The organism is Mesorhizobium sp. WSM4310, assembly GCF_007003935.1.
Classification (GTDB): Bacteria; Pseudomonadota; Alphaproteobacteria; order Rhizobiales; family Rhizobiaceae; genus Mesorhizobium.
In genome coordinates this window covers 24,502-41,836 of sequence record NZ_VFTA01000014.1, presented here as the reverse complement: position 1 = coordinate 41,836, position 17,335 = coordinate 24,502, and the positions used below count along the sequence as shown (strand labels likewise).

The window sequence follows — 17,335 nt, the reverse complement described above, 5'->3', positions numbered from 1 at the left end:
ACGGAAGGCCGGCAAACTGCCACTTGCGCGGTTCCCCGACCCGGCCTATGTGTCAAAACGCTCTAACGGGGTGCCGGACGCGATCTTCGCGGACCGGCTGAGAGGCAGTCTCGCCAACCCGCTGAACCTGATCCGGTTTGTACCGGCGGAGGGATTAGACGTTTCGGATAGTCCGACGCCTCAATTCCTTTCAATTCGAACGAAGGAGGCGCCGATGCGCACGCTTTTATACGCTCTTGTCTCGACCATGGCCGTGGCGCTGTCCGGGCCGGCCTTGGCCAAGGACAAGCTCACCGTCTACACCTATGAGAGCTTCACCGCCGACTGGGGCCCAGGCCCGGTGGTGAAGAAGGAATTCGAGGCCGAATGCGGCTGCGACGTCGAGTTCGTCTCGGTCGCCGATGGTGTGGCCCTGCTCAACCGCGTCAAGCTCGAAGGCGCGTCGACCAAGGCCGATATCGTGCTCGGCCTCGACACCAATCTCACCGCCGATGCCAAGGCCAGCGGTTTGTTTGCCCCGCATGGCGCGGTCTCCGATATCAATGTGCCGGGTGGCTGGAGCGACGATACTTTTGTTCCCTTCGACTACGGCTACTTCGCCGTCGTCTACGACACCGAAAAACTGAAAACGCCGCCGAAGAGCCTGAAGGAACTGGTCGAAGGCAGTGCCGATGACAAGATCGTCATCCAGGATCCGCGCACCTCGACGCCGGGTCTCGGCCTGCTGTTGTGGGTGAAGTCGGTCTATGGCGACAAGGCGCCGGAAGCCTGGGCCAAGCTCAAGACGAAGGTGCTGACCGTGACGCCGGGCTGGAGCGAGGCCTATGGCCTGTTCACCAAGGGCGAGGCGCCGATGGTGCTGTCCTACACGACCTCGCCGGCCTATCACATGGTCGCCGAGAACACGCAGCGCTACCAGGCCGCTTCTTTCGAGGAAGGCGAATATCTGCAGATCGAAGTCGCGGGCATCACCACGACCGGAGCCAAGAACCCGCTGGCGGCAAAATTCATCGCCTTCATGACCGGGCCGAAATTCCAGGACGCGATCCCCGAGACCAACTGGATGTTCCCGGCCGGCAAGACCGACAAGCCGCTCAACCCGGCCTTCGACAAACTGGTCAAGCCGACCAAGACCCTGCTGTTCAGCCCCGAGGAGGTCGCCGCCAATCGCAAGGCCTGGGTGGATGAATGGCTGGCGGTGATGAGCAAATAGTTTGGCCATATGATCGAAAGATGAGTGCTCTACGGCGCCCCCCTCTGTCCTGCCGGACATCTCCCCCACAAGGGGGGAGATCGAATGCTATCGGTGATTTCGCCAATCGCCGACGCTATAGGTATGAGCGAGGCGCTGAAACAGCCAATCTCCCCCCTTGTGGGGGAGATGTCCGGCAGGACAGAGGGGGGCGCCAAGGAACGCAACCTTCTATAAGTGTCGCTATGCGGAGACTGGCGGTCGATCGTGCAACGCGCTGATCCTCGCGCCAGCGCTGGCGTCATTGCGCTCGGCGCGATCACGCTGCTGATCGGCGGCGCATTTGCCGGGCTGCTTGTCGAAGGCGCTCACGATTTCTCGGGCGCCTGGGCGGCCTTCGATCCCTATCTGCTGCGCGTTGTGCGCTTCACGCTCTGGCAGGCCACCCTCTCGACCCTGCTTTCGGTCATCCCGGCGCTGGTGGTGGCGCGCGCCCTGTCGCGGCATCCGCGTTTCTTCGGCCGCGCCTTCATCCTGCAGCTCTTCGCCGTGCCTCTGGCGCTGCCGGCGATCGTCGCGGCGCTTGGCATACTGGCGCTGTACGGCCGTGCCGGCTATTTCGCCGGGCTGTTCAGCGCCGTCGGCGGCCAGGGTTGGCCAGGCATCTATGGCTTGTCCGGCATTCTCGTGGCCCACGTCTTCTTCAACCTGCCGTTGGCGACCCGCCTGTTCCTCGAGGCGCTGCAGACCATTCCCGCCGACCAGTGGCGGCTGGCAAGCCAGCTCGGCATGGCGGCGCGGCCGGCCTTCCGGCTGATCGAATGGCCGACGCTGCGCGCCGCTCTGCCGGGTGTCGCCGGGCTGGTCTTCATGCTCTGCATCACCTCCTTCACCATCGTGTTGACGCTCGGCGGCGGCCCGGCCGCGACGACGCTGGAGGTCGGCATCTACCAGGCACTGCGCTTCGATTTCGACCCGGCGCGGGCGGTCGCCCTGACCTTGCTGCAGATCGCGCTGACCTTTGTCATGGTGCTGGCATTGACGCGGCTTGGCGCCAATGTCGTCGGCGACACCAACCTGCCGGTGGCGGCGCGCCGTTATCTCTCCGTCAATACGACCGAGGCGTCACTCAACGCCGTGCTCATCGTGCTGGCGCTGCTGTTCGTTGTCGGACCGATGGCCGCGACCGTCTCGGCAGGCTTGGGCGCCGATCTCGGCCGGCTCGCCGGCGAGGCCACAGTCCGGCAGGCGACGCTGACCAGTGTGGTGCTGGCTTTCCTGTCGGCGCTGCTTTCGGTGATGCTGTCGCTGGCGCTGACCATGGCGCGGCGGGCACTCGCGTTGAACCGCCGCTCCAGTCCAGGAACACTGCTCGAACATGCCACGGATACCGGCGCCGGTTTTGTGCTGGTCGTGCCGCCGATCGTCATCGGAGCCGGCTGGTTCCTCCTGCTGCGCCATGCCGGCGATGTCTTTGCCATCGCCCCGGTCATGGTCGTCACCGTCAACGCGGTCATGGCTATGCCTTTCGCGCTGCGGGCCGTCCGTCCCGCCTATGACGCGGCGAGCGAGCGCCACGAACGGCTCTGCGCGCAGCTCGGCATTTCCGGCTGGGCGAGGCTGCGGCTGGTCGACTGGCCGTCATTGCGGCGGCCGCTCGCCACTGCCTTCGCCTTCGCCATGGCGCTGTCGCTCGGCGATCTCGGCGTCATCGCACTGTTCGGCAGTGATTCCGTGCAGACCTTGCCTTACCTTCTCCTGGCGCGCATGGGCAGCTACCGCACCGAGGACGCCGCCGGCCTGGCGCTGTTGCTTGGCCTCGTTTGCCTCGCCCTGGTGCTGGCGGCTGACTGGCTGGGAAGAGACAAGGTCTGCAATGTCTGACGGGGGGATGAGAGGGAAGGGTGTTCCGGTGCGGCTGGACAAGGTCTCGTTCAGCTATGGCGAGTTGCCGCTCACCTTCGATGTCGCCTTCGCGGCGGCGGAAATCACCGCCATCATGGGGCCGAGCGGTTCGGGCAAGTCGACCCTGCTCAACCTCGTCGCCGGCTTCGAGACGCCGCGGTCAGGCCGTGTGGTGATCGGCGGTGTCGATGTCGGCGCCGATCCTCCGGCTGCGCGGCCGGTGTCGATGGTGTTTCAGGAAAACAACCTTTTTGCGCATCTCTCCGTCGAGCAGAATGTCGGGCTCGGCCGCTCGCCATCGCTGCGGCTGACCGAAGCCGATCGAACCGCCATTGCCGAGGCATTGGAACGCACAGGCCTTGGCGGCAAGGACAAGCGGCTGCCGCGCGAACTCTCCGGCGGCGAGCGCCAGCGCGTCGCCCTGGCGCGCGTGCTGGTGCGCGATCGCCCGGTGCTGCTGCTCGACGAGCCCTTCGCTTCGCTCGGGCCCGCCTTGCGTGACGATATGCTCGACCTGGTTGCCGGTGTGCATGCGGAGCGCTGCATGACGGTGCTGTTCGTCACGCACCAGCCACAGGACGCCCGCCGCATCGGCCAGAATGTGGTGTTTCTGGACGATGGCGCCGTTGCCGCCACCGGCAGCGCGGACGATTTCTTTGCCGGGGCTGGTCCGGAGGCGTTCCGGCGCTATATCGGTGCAGGTGCCGGCAATGCCGTATCACGAGATATTGCCCGGAAGCGGACATAATTTACGGTCAAACCGGTATCAGGCGAAGGGGCGCTTGCTTGCCATGGCAGAAGTAGTGTGGCTAGGTCCGCCCTACTGGTCCGGCACAGGCCGTGATTTGCCTACTGCATCCGCCGCGCGCCCCAGGGGACGCGCATCGGGTGCCGTAGAAATTTGTATTTGCGCATGACAGGTTCCGAAGATCGCTCCCGATTTTCTTGGTCATGCGCCGGGACCTGAAAGGAAGCCGCTCTGGCGATCGGCGTCGACAAGCTACGAATGAACCCGCTAGCGCGCTTTCTGGCGCTGGCCGGCTTTGCCGTGGCGCTCGCAAGCTGCCAGATGTTCACGCCTCCGGAAGTCCAGGAATCCGGCTTCCAGCCGTCCGACAAGCCGATCACGGTCGACAATGTCAGTGCCAACAACAAGCTCGCCGAACTGGCCAAGGCGCAGCATCCGCGCATCCTGGCGACCTATGGCGGCGAATATTCCGATCCCAAGCTCGAGCGCATGGTCGCCAAGGTCGTCGGCAATCTGACCGTTGTGTCGGCGAACCCGACCCAGACCTACCGCATCACCATCCTCAATTCGCCCAACGTCAACGCCTTCGCGCTGCCGGGCGGCTATCTCTACATCACGCGCGGTCTGCTGGCGCTGGCCAATGATTCGTCCGAACTCGCCGCCGTCATCGCGCATGAGATGGGCCACGTCACCGCCAATCACGGCCTGCAGCGTCAGCAGCTGGAGGCCGAGGAAGGCCTGGCGACCAAAGTGGTTTCCGATGTGCTCGGCGACAGCCCGACCGCCAAGGCGGCTTTGATCCGCGGCAAGCTCCGGCTCGCGCAGTTCTCGCGCAACCAGGAGCTCGAGGCCGACGCCATCGGCATCAAGTCGATCGGCGAAGCTGGCTACGACCCCTATGCCGCCGGCCGCTTCCTGCAGTCGATGTCGGCCTATACCGATTTCCGCTCGATCAGCGGCGCCACCGACGCCAGCCTCGACTTCCTGGCGACGCACCCCAACACGCCGCAGCGCATCGACCTGGCGCAGCGCCATGCCCGCCAGTTCGGCGCGCCCGGCGTCGGCACCCGCGACCGCGATTCCTTCCTCGCCGGCATAGACGGCCTGCTCTATGGCGACACGCCGGAAGAAGGCTATGTGCGTGGCGAGACCTTCCTGCATCCGGGTCTCGGCGTGTCGTTCACGGTGCCGGACGGTTTCATCATCGACAATTCGGCGGCGGCGGTGACGGCGACCGGGCCGGGCGACATTGCGATCCGCTTCGACGGGGTTTCGATCGACAAGAACCGCGCCCTGACCGACTACATCAGAAGCGGCTGGGTGGCCGGTCTCGATGACAGCAGCGTCAAGCAGGAAACCATCAACGGCAACGAGGCCGCGACCGCGCATGCCAGTGCTGAAGGCTGGCAGTTCGACATCGCGGTGATCCGTGCCGGCGGCCAGGTCTACCGGTTGCTGACCGCGGCGCCCTCGGCCAGCACCTCGCTGGAGGCGGTGGCGCGTTCGGTCAGCGGGTCGTTCCGCATCCTGAGTGCCGCTGAAAAAGCGGCTCTGAAGCCGCTGCACATCCGCGTGCTCACCGTGCAGCCGGGGCAGACCATGGGATCGCTCGCCGCGCAGATGGTCGGCGTCGACCGCAAGCTCGATCTGTTCCGCGTGCTCAACGCGCTGTCACCAGGGGCCGCGGTTTCGGCCGGCGACAAGGTCAAGATCGTCACCGACAAATAGGATCCCGCTGCGCGGAATCAGGCGGCTGTCGCCAGAAATTCCGGGTTCTGCTTCACCAGCGCCACTTTGAGCTTTTCCATGGCGCGGGCCTCGATCTGGCGGACGCGTTCCTTGGAAATACCGAGCGTCTCGCCGAGCGCCTCGAGCGTGGCGCCCTCGTCGTTCAGCCGGCGTTCCTCGATGATCCTGAGTTCACGGGCGTTCAGCGCGTGAAGCGCCTCCCGCAGCCAAAGCGAACGGCGCGCGACATCGATCTTGTCGCCGACGATCTCGTCGGGCAGCGGATCGTCGGAAACCAGGAAGTCCATCCGCTCGGTCGCGCCCGCATCGTCGGCAAGCGGCATGTTGAGTGAGGAGTCGGGCGCCGACAGCCGTGAATCCATCATCGCCACGTCAGCCTCGGAGACGCCAAGCGCAACCGACACTTCGCGGTAGAGCGTCGTGTTGGAAAGCGGCTCGGCGCCGTTCGCCAGCCGGGCGCGCAGGCGGCGCAGGTTGAAGAACAGGGCTTTCTGCGCGGAACTGGTGCCGCCGCGCACGATCGACCAGTTGCGCAGGATGTAGTCCTGCATCGAGGCCCGGATCCACCACGTAGCATAGGTGGAAAACCGCACCTCGCGCTCGGGCTCGAAGCGGGCGGCGGCCTCGAGCAGGCCGACATGGCCTTCCTGGATCAGGTCGCCGAGCGGCAGGCCGTAATGGCGGAATTTCGAGGCCATGGAAATGACCAGCCGCATATGCGCCACGGTGATGCTGTGCAGGGCGTTCTGGTCGTTGTCTTGCTTCCAGAGCAAGGCCAACCGATGTTCCTCGTCGCGTTCGAGATAGGGAGCCTTCATCGCCGCGCGGACCATGATCCGTCCTGCCGTATCTTCCATCATGAGGCGCTCCCTGCTCAGGCGATATACCCGATGTTACGAACTTGGCAGGGCACCGGTTGAAATCGCGGCGTCGCGCCCTAGAACAGCCAAAACTGCCATGCGCGAGAAAGGTTCCGCTGGCGCGGGCGGGCGAGTGATGCTGTCCGGGCGATTTCGACGCGGTCTCCGGGGACGTTCAGTCGCTGCACGGACTCGTATTTGGAGAATTTGGTTTCAGGATTTCTTTGTTTTTGAAATCAGGTTCCTTATTCTTTCGGCTCGCATCTGTCATTTTCCAACCCTCACAGCAGGCCAGACATCAGGCCAGGACGGGATCACAAAAATATGAAATGGCTCAAATCGCTTATCGTCGCCGGAACACTGCAGGCCCTGGCGGCCACATCAGGCCATGCCGGCGCCAATCTCGATCAGATCAAGCAGGTCGGCGTCATCAAGGTCGGCACGGAAGGCACCTACGCGCCCTTCACCTACCATGACGCGTCCGGCGCGCTGGTCGGCTTCGACGTCGAGATCGCCAAGGCGCTCGCCGACAAGCTCGGCGTCAAGGTCGAGTTCCTCGAGGGCAAATGGGACGGGCTGATCGCCGGTCTCGACGTCAAGCGCTACGACGCCGTCATCAACGAGGTCGGCATCACCGACGCCCGCAAGGCCAAGTATGATTTCTCCGATCCCTACATCGCCTCCAAGGCGGTGCTGATCGTGCGCGGCGACAACCCCGACATCAAGACTTTCGCCGATCTCAAGGGCAAGAAGTCGGCGCAGTCGCTGACTTCGAACTTCGGCAAGCTGGCCGAGGCGAACGGCGCCGAACTGGTCGGCACCGACGGCTTCGACCAGTCTATCCAGCTGCTTTTGACCGGCCGCGCCGACGCCACCATCAATGACAGCCTGTCGTTCCTCGACTTCAAGAAGCACAAGCCCGACGCCAATGTGAAGATCGCCGCGCAAGAGGAAAACGCCGACTATTCCGGCGTCATCGTGCGCAAGGGCGATCCGGAACTGGTTGCCGCCATCAACAAGGCGCTGGCCGATATCAAGGCCGACGGCACCTACAAGAAGATCGCCGACACCTATTTCGGCCAGGACGTCTCGAAGTAATTTCGAGTGAGGGCGAGTTGTCGCCCCTGTAATGCACCAGCGGCGGGCCGTCTTTGACGGCTCGCCGCTTTTGTCTAGATATGGCTGACGCATTCGCGCTTCAATGAAGCCATCTCGACCATTCTGGAGGGTCTTTCGTGCCGCACTGGCTGCAACTGATGCTGGAGTCGCTGCCTTCGCTGCTCTGGGCCGCCCTGATTTTCACCGTGCCGCTGACGCTCTTGTCCTTCGTGCTGGGCCTGACCGTTGGCCTCGGGGCAGCCCTCGGCCGACTGTTCGGGCCGAAGCCGCTGGTCATGCTCGTGCGCTTCTATGTCTGGATCTTCCGCGGCACGCCGCTGCTGGTGCAGCTGTTCCTGATCTTCTACGGCCTGCCGTCGGTCGGCATCCTGCTCGATGCTTTTACCGCAGCGCTGATCGGCTTCACGCTGAATATCGGCGCCTACACGTCGGAAATCATCCGCGCGGCCATCGGCTCCGTGCCGAAGGGCCAGTGGGAAGCCGCCTATTCGATCGGCATGACCTGGAGCCAGGCGATGCGGCGCACCATACTGCCGCAAGCCGGCCGCGTCGCGGTGCCGCCGCTCTCCAACACCTTCATCTCGCTGGTCAAGGACACCTCGCTGGCCGCCGCCATCACCGTGCCCGAGATGTTCCAGGCGGCGCAGCGCATCGTCGCCACCACCTATGAGCCGCTGATCCTCTATGTCGAGGCGGCGATCCTCTATCTGGCGATGAGTTCCGTGCTGTCGGCCCTGCAGACGCGGCTGGAGGAACGGCTCAACCGCTATGGCGGCTTCCTGGAGGCGCGCGCATGATCGGCCTCACCAATATCGAAAAGCGCTTCGGCGACAATCTGGTGCTCAAGGGCGTGACGGTCGCGATCGCCGAAGGCAGTGTCACGGCACTGGTCGGCCCTTCGGGCGGGGGGAAGAGCACGCTGTTGCGCTGCATCAACCTCCTGGAGATCCCGACTTCGGGCACGGTGCGCATCGGCGACGAGACGCTCGAGTTTCGCCCGGGCATCAAGGTGCCGGCCGCCGATATCAGGCGGCTGCGCCTGCAGACCGGCATGGTGTTCCAGAATTTCCAGCTGTTCCCGCACCGCACCGCCATCGAGAACGTCATGGAGGGACTGGTGACCGTGCTGAAATGGTCGCCCGGGGAGGCGCGTGAGCGGGCGCTGGCCTTGCTGGAAAAGGTCGGGATGGCGCACAAGGCCGATGCGTGGCCAGCGACGCTGTCAGGCGGCCAGCAGCAGCGCGTGGCGATCGCCCGCGCCTTGGCGCCGTCGCCGAAGGTGCTGCTGTGCGACGAGCCGACTTCGGCGCTCGATCCGGAACTGGCGCAAGAGGTGGTCGACGTGCTCGGCAAGCTCGCCAGCGAAGGCACGACCATGGTGATGGCGACGCACGACCTGCGGCTTGCCTCCAAGATCGCCCAGGAAGCGGTGTTCCTCGATGCGGGCGTTATCGTCGAGCAGGGGCCGTCGGCCACATTGTTCGGCAATCCGGAGCGCGAACGGACCAAGCGCTTCATCGCGACGCTGAAGCAGGAGGCCGAGAAGGAAGGCGGCGGTCAGGTGTAGCCCCGACCCCTGCCTTGTCCGAGAAACAAAAAACCCGGCGCGAGGCCGGGTTTTTCGTGAACTTAAAGGCACAAGATCTCAGGCAGCTTCTTCCTGCTCGGCTTCCTCATTGTCGGCCTTGGCGCCGCGCTTAGGGCCCTTATTGAGGTTGACCTCGATCAGGCGCACGGCTTCGGTTTCCGACATGCGGTTGACGGCCGCGATCTCGCGGGCCATGCGGTCGAGTGCCGCCTCGTAAAGCTGACGCTCGGAATAGGACTGCTCCGGCTGGTTGTCGGCGCGGTAGAGGTCGCGCACGACTTCCGAGATGGAGATCAGGTCGCCGGAATTGATCTTGGCATCATATTCCTGGGCGCGGCGCGACCACATGGTGCGCTTGACGCGGGCGCGGCCCTGCACGACCTTCAACGCGCGCTCGACATAATCCTCTTCCGACAGCTTGCGCATGCCAATGGAGGTCGCCTTGGCGACCGGCACCTTCAGGCGCATCTTGTCCTTTTGGAAGTCGATGACGAACAGTTCCAGCTTATGGCCGGCCACTTCCTGCTCGTCGATCGACACGATCTGGCCAACGCCATGCGCCGGATAGACGATGTACTCGCCGGTCTTGAAACCGTGACGCGCACCAGTGGACTTCTTCTGCGGGGTGATCGTTGCCATTACGCCCTGAACTCCTTGTTATGGGCCGGCGGCGGTGCCGGCTGAACTCGTGCGACCGGAGAACCCGATCGTTAGCCGCACAACAGATGAACCCACCGGAAAGGTCGGGACCGGCAAACCGCACGAACTGCGACCGCCTGACCCCAGATCGCTCTGGTCCGGACTGGGATTTTCACCTTTCAGTGATTTGGGGCGTCTGCGCCATAAATCGACGTTGTGTCACCGGCATGTTTCGCTGATGTAGCACAAAAAGTCGGAAGAATCAAGGTTTTGCTGCGTAAGCGAAGGCCACAACCAATCGCCGCCTGTCAAGGCGGTTAATCCGATCTGCCTGTTACCCTGCGTCATACAAGCCTTTACGGCCGCATTGTCAATCGCCTTCGCCGGGCTCGGCGGAGAAGTATTTCTCGAACTTGCCGGCCTCGCCGTCGAAGGTCTTGGCGTCTGCCGGCGGCTCCTTCTTGGCGGTGATGTTGGGCCATTTCTCGGCATATTCGGTGTTGATCTGCAGCCATTTGTCGAGACCTGGCTCGGTGTCGGGCTTGATCGCGTCGGCCGGGCATTCGGGCTCGCAGACGCCGCAGTCGATGCACTCGTCGGGATGGATGACGAGCATGTTCTCGCCTTCATAGAAACAGTCGACCGGACAGACCTCGATGCAGTCCATATATTTGCACTTGATGCAATTGTCGGTCACGACATAGGTCATCGGTCGGCTCCGGGACGTCCCAGCTTAATGGGCCAGTTTCTTGGGCTTTTTCCGTGAGGTAACGCCTTTGCCTCTCGCTTGCAAGGGTTGCCATGCGCGGCCGCCCCGGCGTTTGCGGAATGGAATTCCAGGCGGCAGGCGCGGCAAGGGCGGCTGATGTCCCGGGAGCATCTTGTTTGCCGGGTTCCGTTCTGCCCTGCGTCCGCCATTGCCCCGGGATCGCGGCCCGCGATCTGGCCGGCAAGCTTCAATCTTCGCCAAGCAGGCGGTCGGTCTGGCGGCGCTCTCTTTTGGTCGGACGGCCGCTGCCGGCCTCGCGCAGCGCCGGCATGGCGTCGGGAAGCGCCTCGCCCTTCGGTGTCGGCGGCGGCGACATATCCTCATAGAGGGTGCGGGCTTCCTCCGCGGGGCCGCGCCGGACACCAGCGCCAAGCACCTTCCAGACGAAAATGCGCCGGTCGAGCGTGATGGTCAGCACGTCACCCGGCTTGACCAGATCGGAGGCCTGCGCTGCTTTGTCGCGATTGATGCGCACGCGCCCGGCGACGACGAGCTTCGCCGCGAGCGAGCGCGATTTCACCGCGCGCGAGAAGAACAGCCATTTGTCGATGCGCTGGCGGCCTTCGGCAACCATCGGACCCTACCGAGCCTACTTCTTCAACTGGTCGCGCAAGGCGGCGAGCTTGGCGAACGGCGAATCCGGATCGAAGCGCACCGGACGTTCCTCGCGCGGCTTCGGCTGGAAAGCAGGCTTTGCGCCCCCCTTGCCGCGATCGGGACCGCCCTTGCCCTCGGGCCGGCCACCCTTCCAGTCGGGTCGGCCTTCGCGACGCTCGCCCTGCGGGCGGCCGTCACGGCGCTGTTCGCCTTCACCCTGTGGTTTGGGCTTGAACTTCGAACGGTCGAAGCGCGGCTTGCCGGCGCCATCGCGACGCCCCTCATGAGCGGGACGTTCGCCGGGCGCGCCGGTGGTTTGAGCAGCGACGGCCTCGGCCGGCGCATTGCCACGGCCGCGCGCTTGTCCGTTGCGCTGGCGGTTGTTGCGGCCTTCGTGATGGCGGGGGCGCTGTTCGAAACGGCCCTGGCGCCACAGCAGGATCGGCTTGGGCACTTCGGCTTCGGCGATGGGCTCGCTGGTCTCACCCTCCCCTTCGTGGGGAGGGTTGGCGCGCGGCGCCGGAGTGGGGGGAGCGGCGGTGCCGTCGGCACCGCCTGAATCGTTGGCTTCATCGCCACCACGTGCATCGTCGGCGCTGTCACCCCCACCCGCGTCGCTGCGCGCCGCGACCCCCCCCATCGAGGGGGAGGTAAGGGCGCTATCGCTTTCGGCGACAGCAACGTCAGCAACGGCTTCCGCCACGAGCGGAACTTCTTGCGCGGCTTCTGCCGGAGCTTCTTCCGCGGCAGGCTCTGCCCTCGTTTCCGCGACGACCTCGGCCGGCGCTTCGACGGCGGCCTCGGCGGCTGCCGGCTCCGAACCCTCGACCGCCGCCTCCGCGGCCGCGTCCGTAGCGGCGGCTTCGGCTGCCTTGGCCTGCTCGGCGCGCGCGGCTTCTTCCGCCGCAAGTTTCGCGGCGGCAGCTTCCCGCGCGGCGGTGTCCTGCGCCTCGAGCCGTGCTTTGACCTCCGCCGCCGGCTTCGGCTCGGCGCGGTAGCCGAGGCCTTTGAGGATCTCTTCCATGTCGTCGGCGGTGGCACCGAGGATCGACATCATCGGCGGCGTCACCATGAAGGAATGGCCGTCATAGGCGCCGTCCGGGCGCTGGCCGAGGCCGGGCTTCCAGTTGGTTGCCGGACGGATGAGGTCCGCCAGCCGCTCCAATATGTCGACGCGCACGGCGCGGCGGCCGAGATTGCGATAGCCGGCCAGCTTGTAGAAAGCCTTGTCGAAGGCAGGATCGATGACCACGGAGGTGCGGCCGGACGCCAGCGCGTGGACGACGTCGCCGAAACCAGGCTTGTCCTTGCCGTCGTTCTTCAGCGCCCACAGCAAGGTCACCAGCCCGGCGGGGGCCGGCTTGATCAGTGCCGGCACGAAGACATGGTAGGCGCCGAAGCGCACACCGAGCCGGCGAAGGGCCGCGCGGCCCTCCTGGTCGAGCGACTTCATCTCCTCGGCGATATCGCGGCGGTTGATGAGGCCGAAATTCTCGACCAGCTGGAAAGCGATGCCTCGGCCGATGCCGGAAATCTGCTCGGCGTTCTTCAGGTCGACCAGTGGCTTCAGCAGCGTTTCGATCTGGAAGTTGACGAAGCGTTCGGCGCGCGCGGCGACCTTGTCGCGTGCCGGGCCGGTCAGCTGTTCGTCGGCCAGCAGCACGAGGCGCGGCTTCAGCGCGTCTTCGCCGGAAACCAGCGTGCCGATCGGCGCGCCGATCCAGCGCAGCGTGCCGTCCGAGCCAAGCGCCAGGTCGCCATTGGCGCAGGCGCCGAAGCGTTCGGCGCGCGCCTCGAACTCGGCGGCCAGCGCCTTTTGCGCGGCCGTGCGCACGGCCTTGGCGTCTTCGCCGCCGGCGGTCTGGTCGGCGGTGAAGCGGAACCCTTGCAACTCGCCGACATGGTGGCCTTCGACAAGGACGGTTCCGGTAGGACTGATTTCGGCTTCAGGCATGGTATTTTCTCTAAGGCGCCGCATGAGGACGGAAGTCCTGCGGTCTACGAAGCGTTTCGTCAACCGCTCATGCAGCGCATCCGACAATCTGTCTTCGATTTCGCGCGTCTTTTCCTGCCAGTGTGCCTGATCGGCCAGCCAGCCGGGCCGGTTCGACACGAATGTCCAGGTGCGGATCTGGGCAATACGGTGCGACAGCGTGTCGATGTCGCCCTCGGTGGTGTCGGCGCGGCGCACCTGCTCGGCCATGTAGTTCTCGTCGACATGGCCATGACGGGCAAGGTCCATGTAGATGGAGGCGATCAGGTCGGCGTGCTGGGCAGGCGCGATCTTCCTGTAGTCGGGCAGTGCGCAGGCTTCCCACAGCAGCGCGACGCGCTTTGCATCGGTGGCGAGCGCGCGGATGTCATCGTCGCGGGAGAGATATTCGAGCGCCTGTGCGTCGACCGCCGGCAGGGCGCGCGTCAAGCCCTCGACCGGGGCGTTGGTCTCGATCGAGCGCTTGAGCGTATCGAGGCTGCCGAAGTCGAAATGCGCGGTGCGCCACTGCAGCACCTTCACCGGATCGAAGTCGTGGCCCTCGATCTTCTTGACCAGCTCTTCGTCGAGCGGGTCGACCTGGCCAGTGACGCCGAACGTGCCGTCGCGCAGATGTCGGCCGGCGCGGCCGGCGATCTGGCCAAGCTCGGCCGCCGTCAAGTTGCGGTACTGGTAGCCGTCGAATTTACGGTTCTGGGCGAAGGCGACATGGTCGAGATCGAGATTGAGACCCATGCCGATGGCGTCGGTGGCGACGAGATAGTCGACATCGCCGGACTGGAACAGCGCCACCTGGGCGTTGCGAGTGCGCGGCGATAGCGCGCCGAGCACGACGGCGGCACCGCCCTGCTGGCGGCGGATCAGCTCGGCGATGGCGTAGACCTCGTCGGCGGAAAAGGCGACGATCGCGGTACGGCGCGGCAAGCGGGTCAGTTTCTTCGAACCGGCATAGGCCAGATGCGACAGCCGCGGCCGCGTCACCACCGAGACGCCCTTCAGCAGGCGCTGCAGGATGCCGTGCATGGTGGCGGCACCCAGCAGCAGCGTCTCCTGGCGGCCGCGCAAATGCAGGATGCGGTCGGTGAAGATGTGGCCGCGCTCGAGGTCGCCGGCGAGCTGCACCTCATCGATGGCGACGAAGGCGGCGTCCGTCTCGCGCGGCATGGCCTCGACGGTGCAGACCGAATATTTCGCGCCGGGCGGCTGGATCTTCTCCTCGCCGGTGATCAGCGCGACCTTGTGGGCGCCGACCTTTTCGCAGACGCGTGTGTAGACTTCGCGGGCCAGCAGCCTGAGCGGCAGGCCGATGACGCCGGTTTCGTGCGCCACCATGCGCTCGATGGCGAGATGGGTCTTGCCGGTGTTGGTCGGCCCAAGCACGGCGGTCACGTCGCGGCCCGACAGGATCAGCGGCTCAGTGTGTTTCGGCTGGATGTTCATCGACCTGGAAATAAGGCTTTCTGGCCTCTGGTTGTCGGGAGCGTGCCTCAACTGGCGCGTATGACAGGCGACACATAGGGATTTCGGGCGCGAAGCGAAAGCGGAATGTTCCACCGGCGGCTCGAATGCAACTCTGTCTGGCGCTAAATTGGGTGCAGCTTAACTGATGGAACGAGTCTGGAACGAATCGGCGACGAATCGGCGACTCGCTCAGATTCAGCTTTTGTTCACGGCTACATATGGATTTTGTGAGCCCGAGTCTCACCACATGCTGAATCATCGAACTGGCCCGTTTTATGCTGGCGGGCCTTGTCCTTAACTTTTGCCGGCAAATGAACGAAGCATCTCGATGGCTGTCGCTCAACATTATGAAATTGTTAATCTTTCTGAATTTGTCGTTAATGAAACACGGCTGAATCCCGGGCATTAACGTTAACTTCCGCCCAAAGCCGGAACGAATCGGCGACAAATCAGCGCCGGCGGCATTTTCCCGTTTTGTTCCGTCAATATCTTGTGTTGTGAACAGCTTATCCACCGAGGATTCACAGGCTTGCCCACAGGGTTCGCACAGGCGGCGCTGCCGCCATTAACCTTTGCGTGCCGGATTGGGGCATTGCGCCGCAGCGGGGGGCCAGGGCTCCAGGCCTCCATTGAAAACGGACCGGTTTCCCGGTCCGTTCGTCGCGGGATGTGAGCCGCCGTCAGACGTCTCAGGCGAAGTACTGGCCGCCATTGGCGGTGATGGTCGAGCCGGTGATGAAGCCGGCATCCTGCGAGGCGAGGAAGACGACGCAGCGCGCGATCTCTTCCGGCTCACCGAGGCGGCCGACCGGGATCTGCGGCAGGATGCGCTCGTTGAGCACCTTCTCGTCGATGGCCTTGACCATTTCGGTGGCGATGTAGCCGGGGCAGATGACGTTGACGGTGATGCCCGCGCGAGCACCCTCTTGGGCGAGCGCCTTCGAGAAGCCGATGTCGCCGGCCTTGGCGGCGGAATAATTGACCTGGCCGGCCTGGCCCTTCTGGCCGTTGATCGAGGAGATGGTGATGACGCGGCCGAACTTGCGCTCGCGCATGCCGTTCCACAGCGGATGCGTCATGTTGAAAACACCCGACAGGTTGGTGTCGATGACTTCTTTCCACTGGTCGCGGGTGATCTTGTGGAACATGGCATCGCGGGTGATGCCGGCGTTGTTGACCAGCACCGAGACCGGGCCGAGGTCGGCCTCGACCTGTTTGATGCCGGCGGCGCAAGCGTCATACTCGGCGACCGACCATTTGTAGACCGGAATGCCGGTCTCGGCCTTGAATTTCGCCGCCGCCTCGTCATTGCCGGCATAGTTCGCGGCAACCGAATAGCCGGCGGTCTTCAAAGCGATCGAGATCGCCGCGCCGATGCCGCGCGATCCGCCCGTGACGATTGCAACCTTGGTCATGCATTTCCCCTTTTTGATATCGCCCTGTTTTCGGGCTTGGCAGGCACTGGATATTGAACGGGCGGCTCGCGCCGCCCGGTCATCGTTTTCTCAGAGCGCTTCAACGCACATGGCGACGCCCATGCCGCCGCCGATGCACAGCGTCGCGAGGCCCTTCCTGGCGCCGCGGCGGCGCATCTCGTGGACCAGCGTGTTGAAGACGCGGGCGCCCGAGGCGCCGATCGGATGGCCGATGGCGATGGCGCCGCCATTGACGTTGACGATCGAGGGATCCCAGCCCATGCCCTTGTTGACGGCGCAGGCCTGCGCGGCAAATGCCTCGTTGGCCTCAACAAGGTCGAGATCGCCGACCGACCAGCCGGCCTTCTCCAAAGCCTTGCGCGAGGCGGGGATCGGGCCGGTGCCCATGATCGCCGGATCGACGCCGGCGGTTGCCCAGGACGCGATGCGCGCCAGCGGGGTGATGCCGCGCCTTGCGGCCTCCGCTTCGCTCATCAGCAGCGCACCGGCCGCTCCGTCATTGATGCCGGAGGCGTTGGCGGCGGTCACCGTGCCGTCCTTGTCGAAGGCCGGCTTCAGCTTGGTCATAGCGTCAAGCGTGGCGCCGTGGCGGATGTATTCGTCCTGGTCGACAATAGTGTCGCCCTTCTTGCCCTTGATGGTGAAGGCGACGATTTCGTCCTTGAATTTGCCGGCCTTCTGCGCGGCCTCGGCCTTGTTCTGCGAGGCCAGCGCGAACTGGTCCTGATCGTCCCGGGTGATCTGGAACTGGCGGGCGACGTTTTCGGCGGTGTTGCCCATGTGGTAGCCGTTGAAGGCGTCCCACAGGCCGTCCTTGATCATGGTGTCGATCATCTTGTAGTCGCCCATCTTGACGCCGGCGCGCAGGTGCTCGGCGTGCGGCGACAGCGACATCGATTCCTGTCCGCCGGCAACGATCACCTTGGCGTCGCCGGTGGCGATCTGCTGCATGCCGAGCGCGATGGCGCGCAGGCCCGAGCCGCAAACCTGGTTGAGGCCCCAGGCGGTGGTCTCCTTGGGCAGGCCGGCAATGATCGAGGCCTGGCGGGCCGGGTTCTGGCCCTGGGCCGCGGTCAGCACCTGGCCGAGGATGACCTCGTCGACCTCGGCTGCCTCGACGCCCGCGCGCGCCAAAAGCTCCTTGATGACGACAGCGCCGAGTTCATGCGCCGGCGTGGCCGCGAAAGCACCGTTGAAGGAGCCGACGGCCGTGCGCGCGGCACTGGCGACAACGATGGAATTGGCAGAGGACATTTTCTTCTCCAGACTTCGAGCTGTC

At 64.7% G+C, this 17,335-nt stretch carries 14 protein-coding genes and 1 riboswitch; of the genes, 7 read left to right on the top strand and 7 right to left on the bottom strand.

The window, feature by feature from the left end; translation table 11 throughout:
- Positions 1 to 56: 56 nt before the first annotated feature.
- Positions 57 to 171: riboswitch (TPP riboswitch) on the top strand.
- Between the two features lie 43 nt (positions 172 to 214).
- From thiB to FJV80_RS16750, 4 genes are all read left to right on the top strand, one after another.
- A complete protein-coding gene (gene thiB, locus FJV80_RS16770) occupies positions 215 to 1,213 on the top strand; it encodes a thiamine ABC transporter substrate binding subunit (RefSeq protein ID WP_142876979.1) in 999 nt (332 codons plus the stop codon).
- A gap of 246 nt (positions 1,214 to 1,459) precedes the next feature.
- On the top strand, positions 1,460 to 3,076 hold the full coding sequence (gene thiP, locus FJV80_RS16760) for a thiamine/thiamine pyrophosphate ABC transporter permease (protein WP_185975225.1): 1,617 nt from the start codon (positions 1,460 to 1,462) through the stop codon (positions 3,074 to 3,076).
- Between the two features lie 7 nt (positions 3,077 to 3,083).
- Positions 3,084 to 3,845, top strand: a complete 762-nt coding sequence (thiQ, locus tag FJV80_RS16755; protein WP_246688987.1) for a thiamine ABC transporter ATP-binding protein — start codon at positions 3,084 to 3,086, stop codon at positions 3,843 to 3,845.
- Between the two features lie 258 nt (positions 3,846 to 4,103).
- Entirely contained in the window at positions 4,104 to 5,573 is a 1,470-nt protein-coding gene (locus FJV80_RS16750; RefSeq protein WP_095788027.1) for a M48 family metalloprotease, read from the top strand.
- Positions 5,574 to 5,590: 17 nt separating this feature from the next.
- Here the strand turns inward: FJV80_RS16750 and FJV80_RS16745 are convergent, their stop codons facing one another.
- Positions 5,591 to 6,454, bottom strand: coding sequence for an RNA polymerase factor sigma-32 (locus tag FJV80_RS16745; RefSeq protein WP_095772074.1), 864 nt, complete (start codon positions 6,452 to 6,454; stop codon positions 5,591 to 5,593).
- Between the two features lie 324 nt (positions 6,455 to 6,778).
- Here FJV80_RS16745 and FJV80_RS16740 point away from each other — a divergent pair, with 324 nt between their 5' ends.
- The 3 genes from FJV80_RS16740 (at position 6,779) to FJV80_RS16730 (ending at position 9,140) form a co-directional block, all read left to right on the top strand.
- Entirely contained in the window at positions 6,779 to 7,552 is a 774-nt protein-coding gene (locus tag FJV80_RS16740; RefSeq protein WP_095772075.1) for an amino acid ABC transporter substrate-binding protein, read from the top strand.
- A gap of 137 nt (positions 7,553 to 7,689) precedes the next feature.
- Positions 7,690 to 8,370: an amino acid ABC transporter permease gene (locus FJV80_RS16735; protein ID WP_095772076.1), complete on the top strand. Its 681-nt coding sequence runs from the start codon at positions 7,690 to 7,692 to the stop codon at positions 8,368 to 8,370.
- On the top strand, positions 8,367 to 9,140 hold the full coding sequence (locus FJV80_RS16730; RefSeq protein WP_095772077.1) for an amino acid ABC transporter ATP-binding protein: 774 nt from the start codon (positions 8,367 to 8,369) through the stop codon (positions 9,138 to 9,140). The genes FJV80_RS16735 and FJV80_RS16730 overlap by 4 nt, the downstream gene beginning before the upstream one ends.
- Before the next feature lie 78 nt (positions 9,141 to 9,218).
- On the opposite strand, the gene FJV80_RS16725 is transcribed toward FJV80_RS16730, so the two are convergent.
- From FJV80_RS16725 to FJV80_RS16700, 6 genes are all read right to left on the bottom strand, one after another.
- Positions 9,219 to 9,800 carry a CarD family transcriptional regulator gene (locus FJV80_RS16725; protein ID WP_010911999.1) on the bottom strand — a complete coding sequence of 194 codons (582 nt, stop codon included), beginning with the start codon at positions 9,798 to 9,800 and terminating at the stop codon, positions 9,219 to 9,221.
- Between the two features lie 370 nt (positions 9,801 to 10,170).
- Complete coding sequence (fdxA, locus tag FJV80_RS16720) at positions 10,171 to 10,509, bottom strand: ferredoxin FdxA (protein WP_008873823.1); 339 nt, start codon at positions 10,507 to 10,509, stop codon at positions 10,171 to 10,173.
- A 247-nt stretch (positions 10,510 to 10,756) separates the two neighbouring features.
- Positions 10,757 to 11,143 carry an RNA-binding S4 domain-containing protein gene (locus FJV80_RS16715; RefSeq protein ID WP_095772078.1) on the bottom strand — a complete coding sequence of 129 codons (387 nt, stop codon included), beginning with the start codon at positions 11,141 to 11,143 and terminating at the stop codon, positions 10,757 to 10,759.
- Positions 11,144 to 11,158: 15 nt separating this feature from the next.
- Positions 11,159 to 14,599 (bottom strand): helicase-related protein, encoded by a 3,441-nt coding sequence (locus tag FJV80_RS16710; protein WP_142876976.1) that lies wholly within the window; start codon positions 14,597 to 14,599, stop codon positions 11,159 to 11,161.
- Positions 14,600 to 15,309: 710 nt separating this feature from the next.
- On the bottom strand, positions 15,310 to 16,035 hold the full coding sequence (gene phbB / locus FJV80_RS16705) for an acetoacetyl-CoA reductase (protein WP_095772080.1): 726 nt from the start codon (positions 16,033 to 16,035) through the stop codon (positions 15,310 to 15,312).
- 90 nt (positions 16,036 to 16,125) lie between these two features.
- Entirely contained in the window at positions 16,126 to 17,310 is a 1,185-nt protein-coding gene (locus FJV80_RS16700; protein ID WP_142876975.1) for an acetyl-CoA C-acetyltransferase, read from the bottom strand.
- Between the last annotated feature and the right edge of the window lie 25 nt (positions 17,311 to 17,335).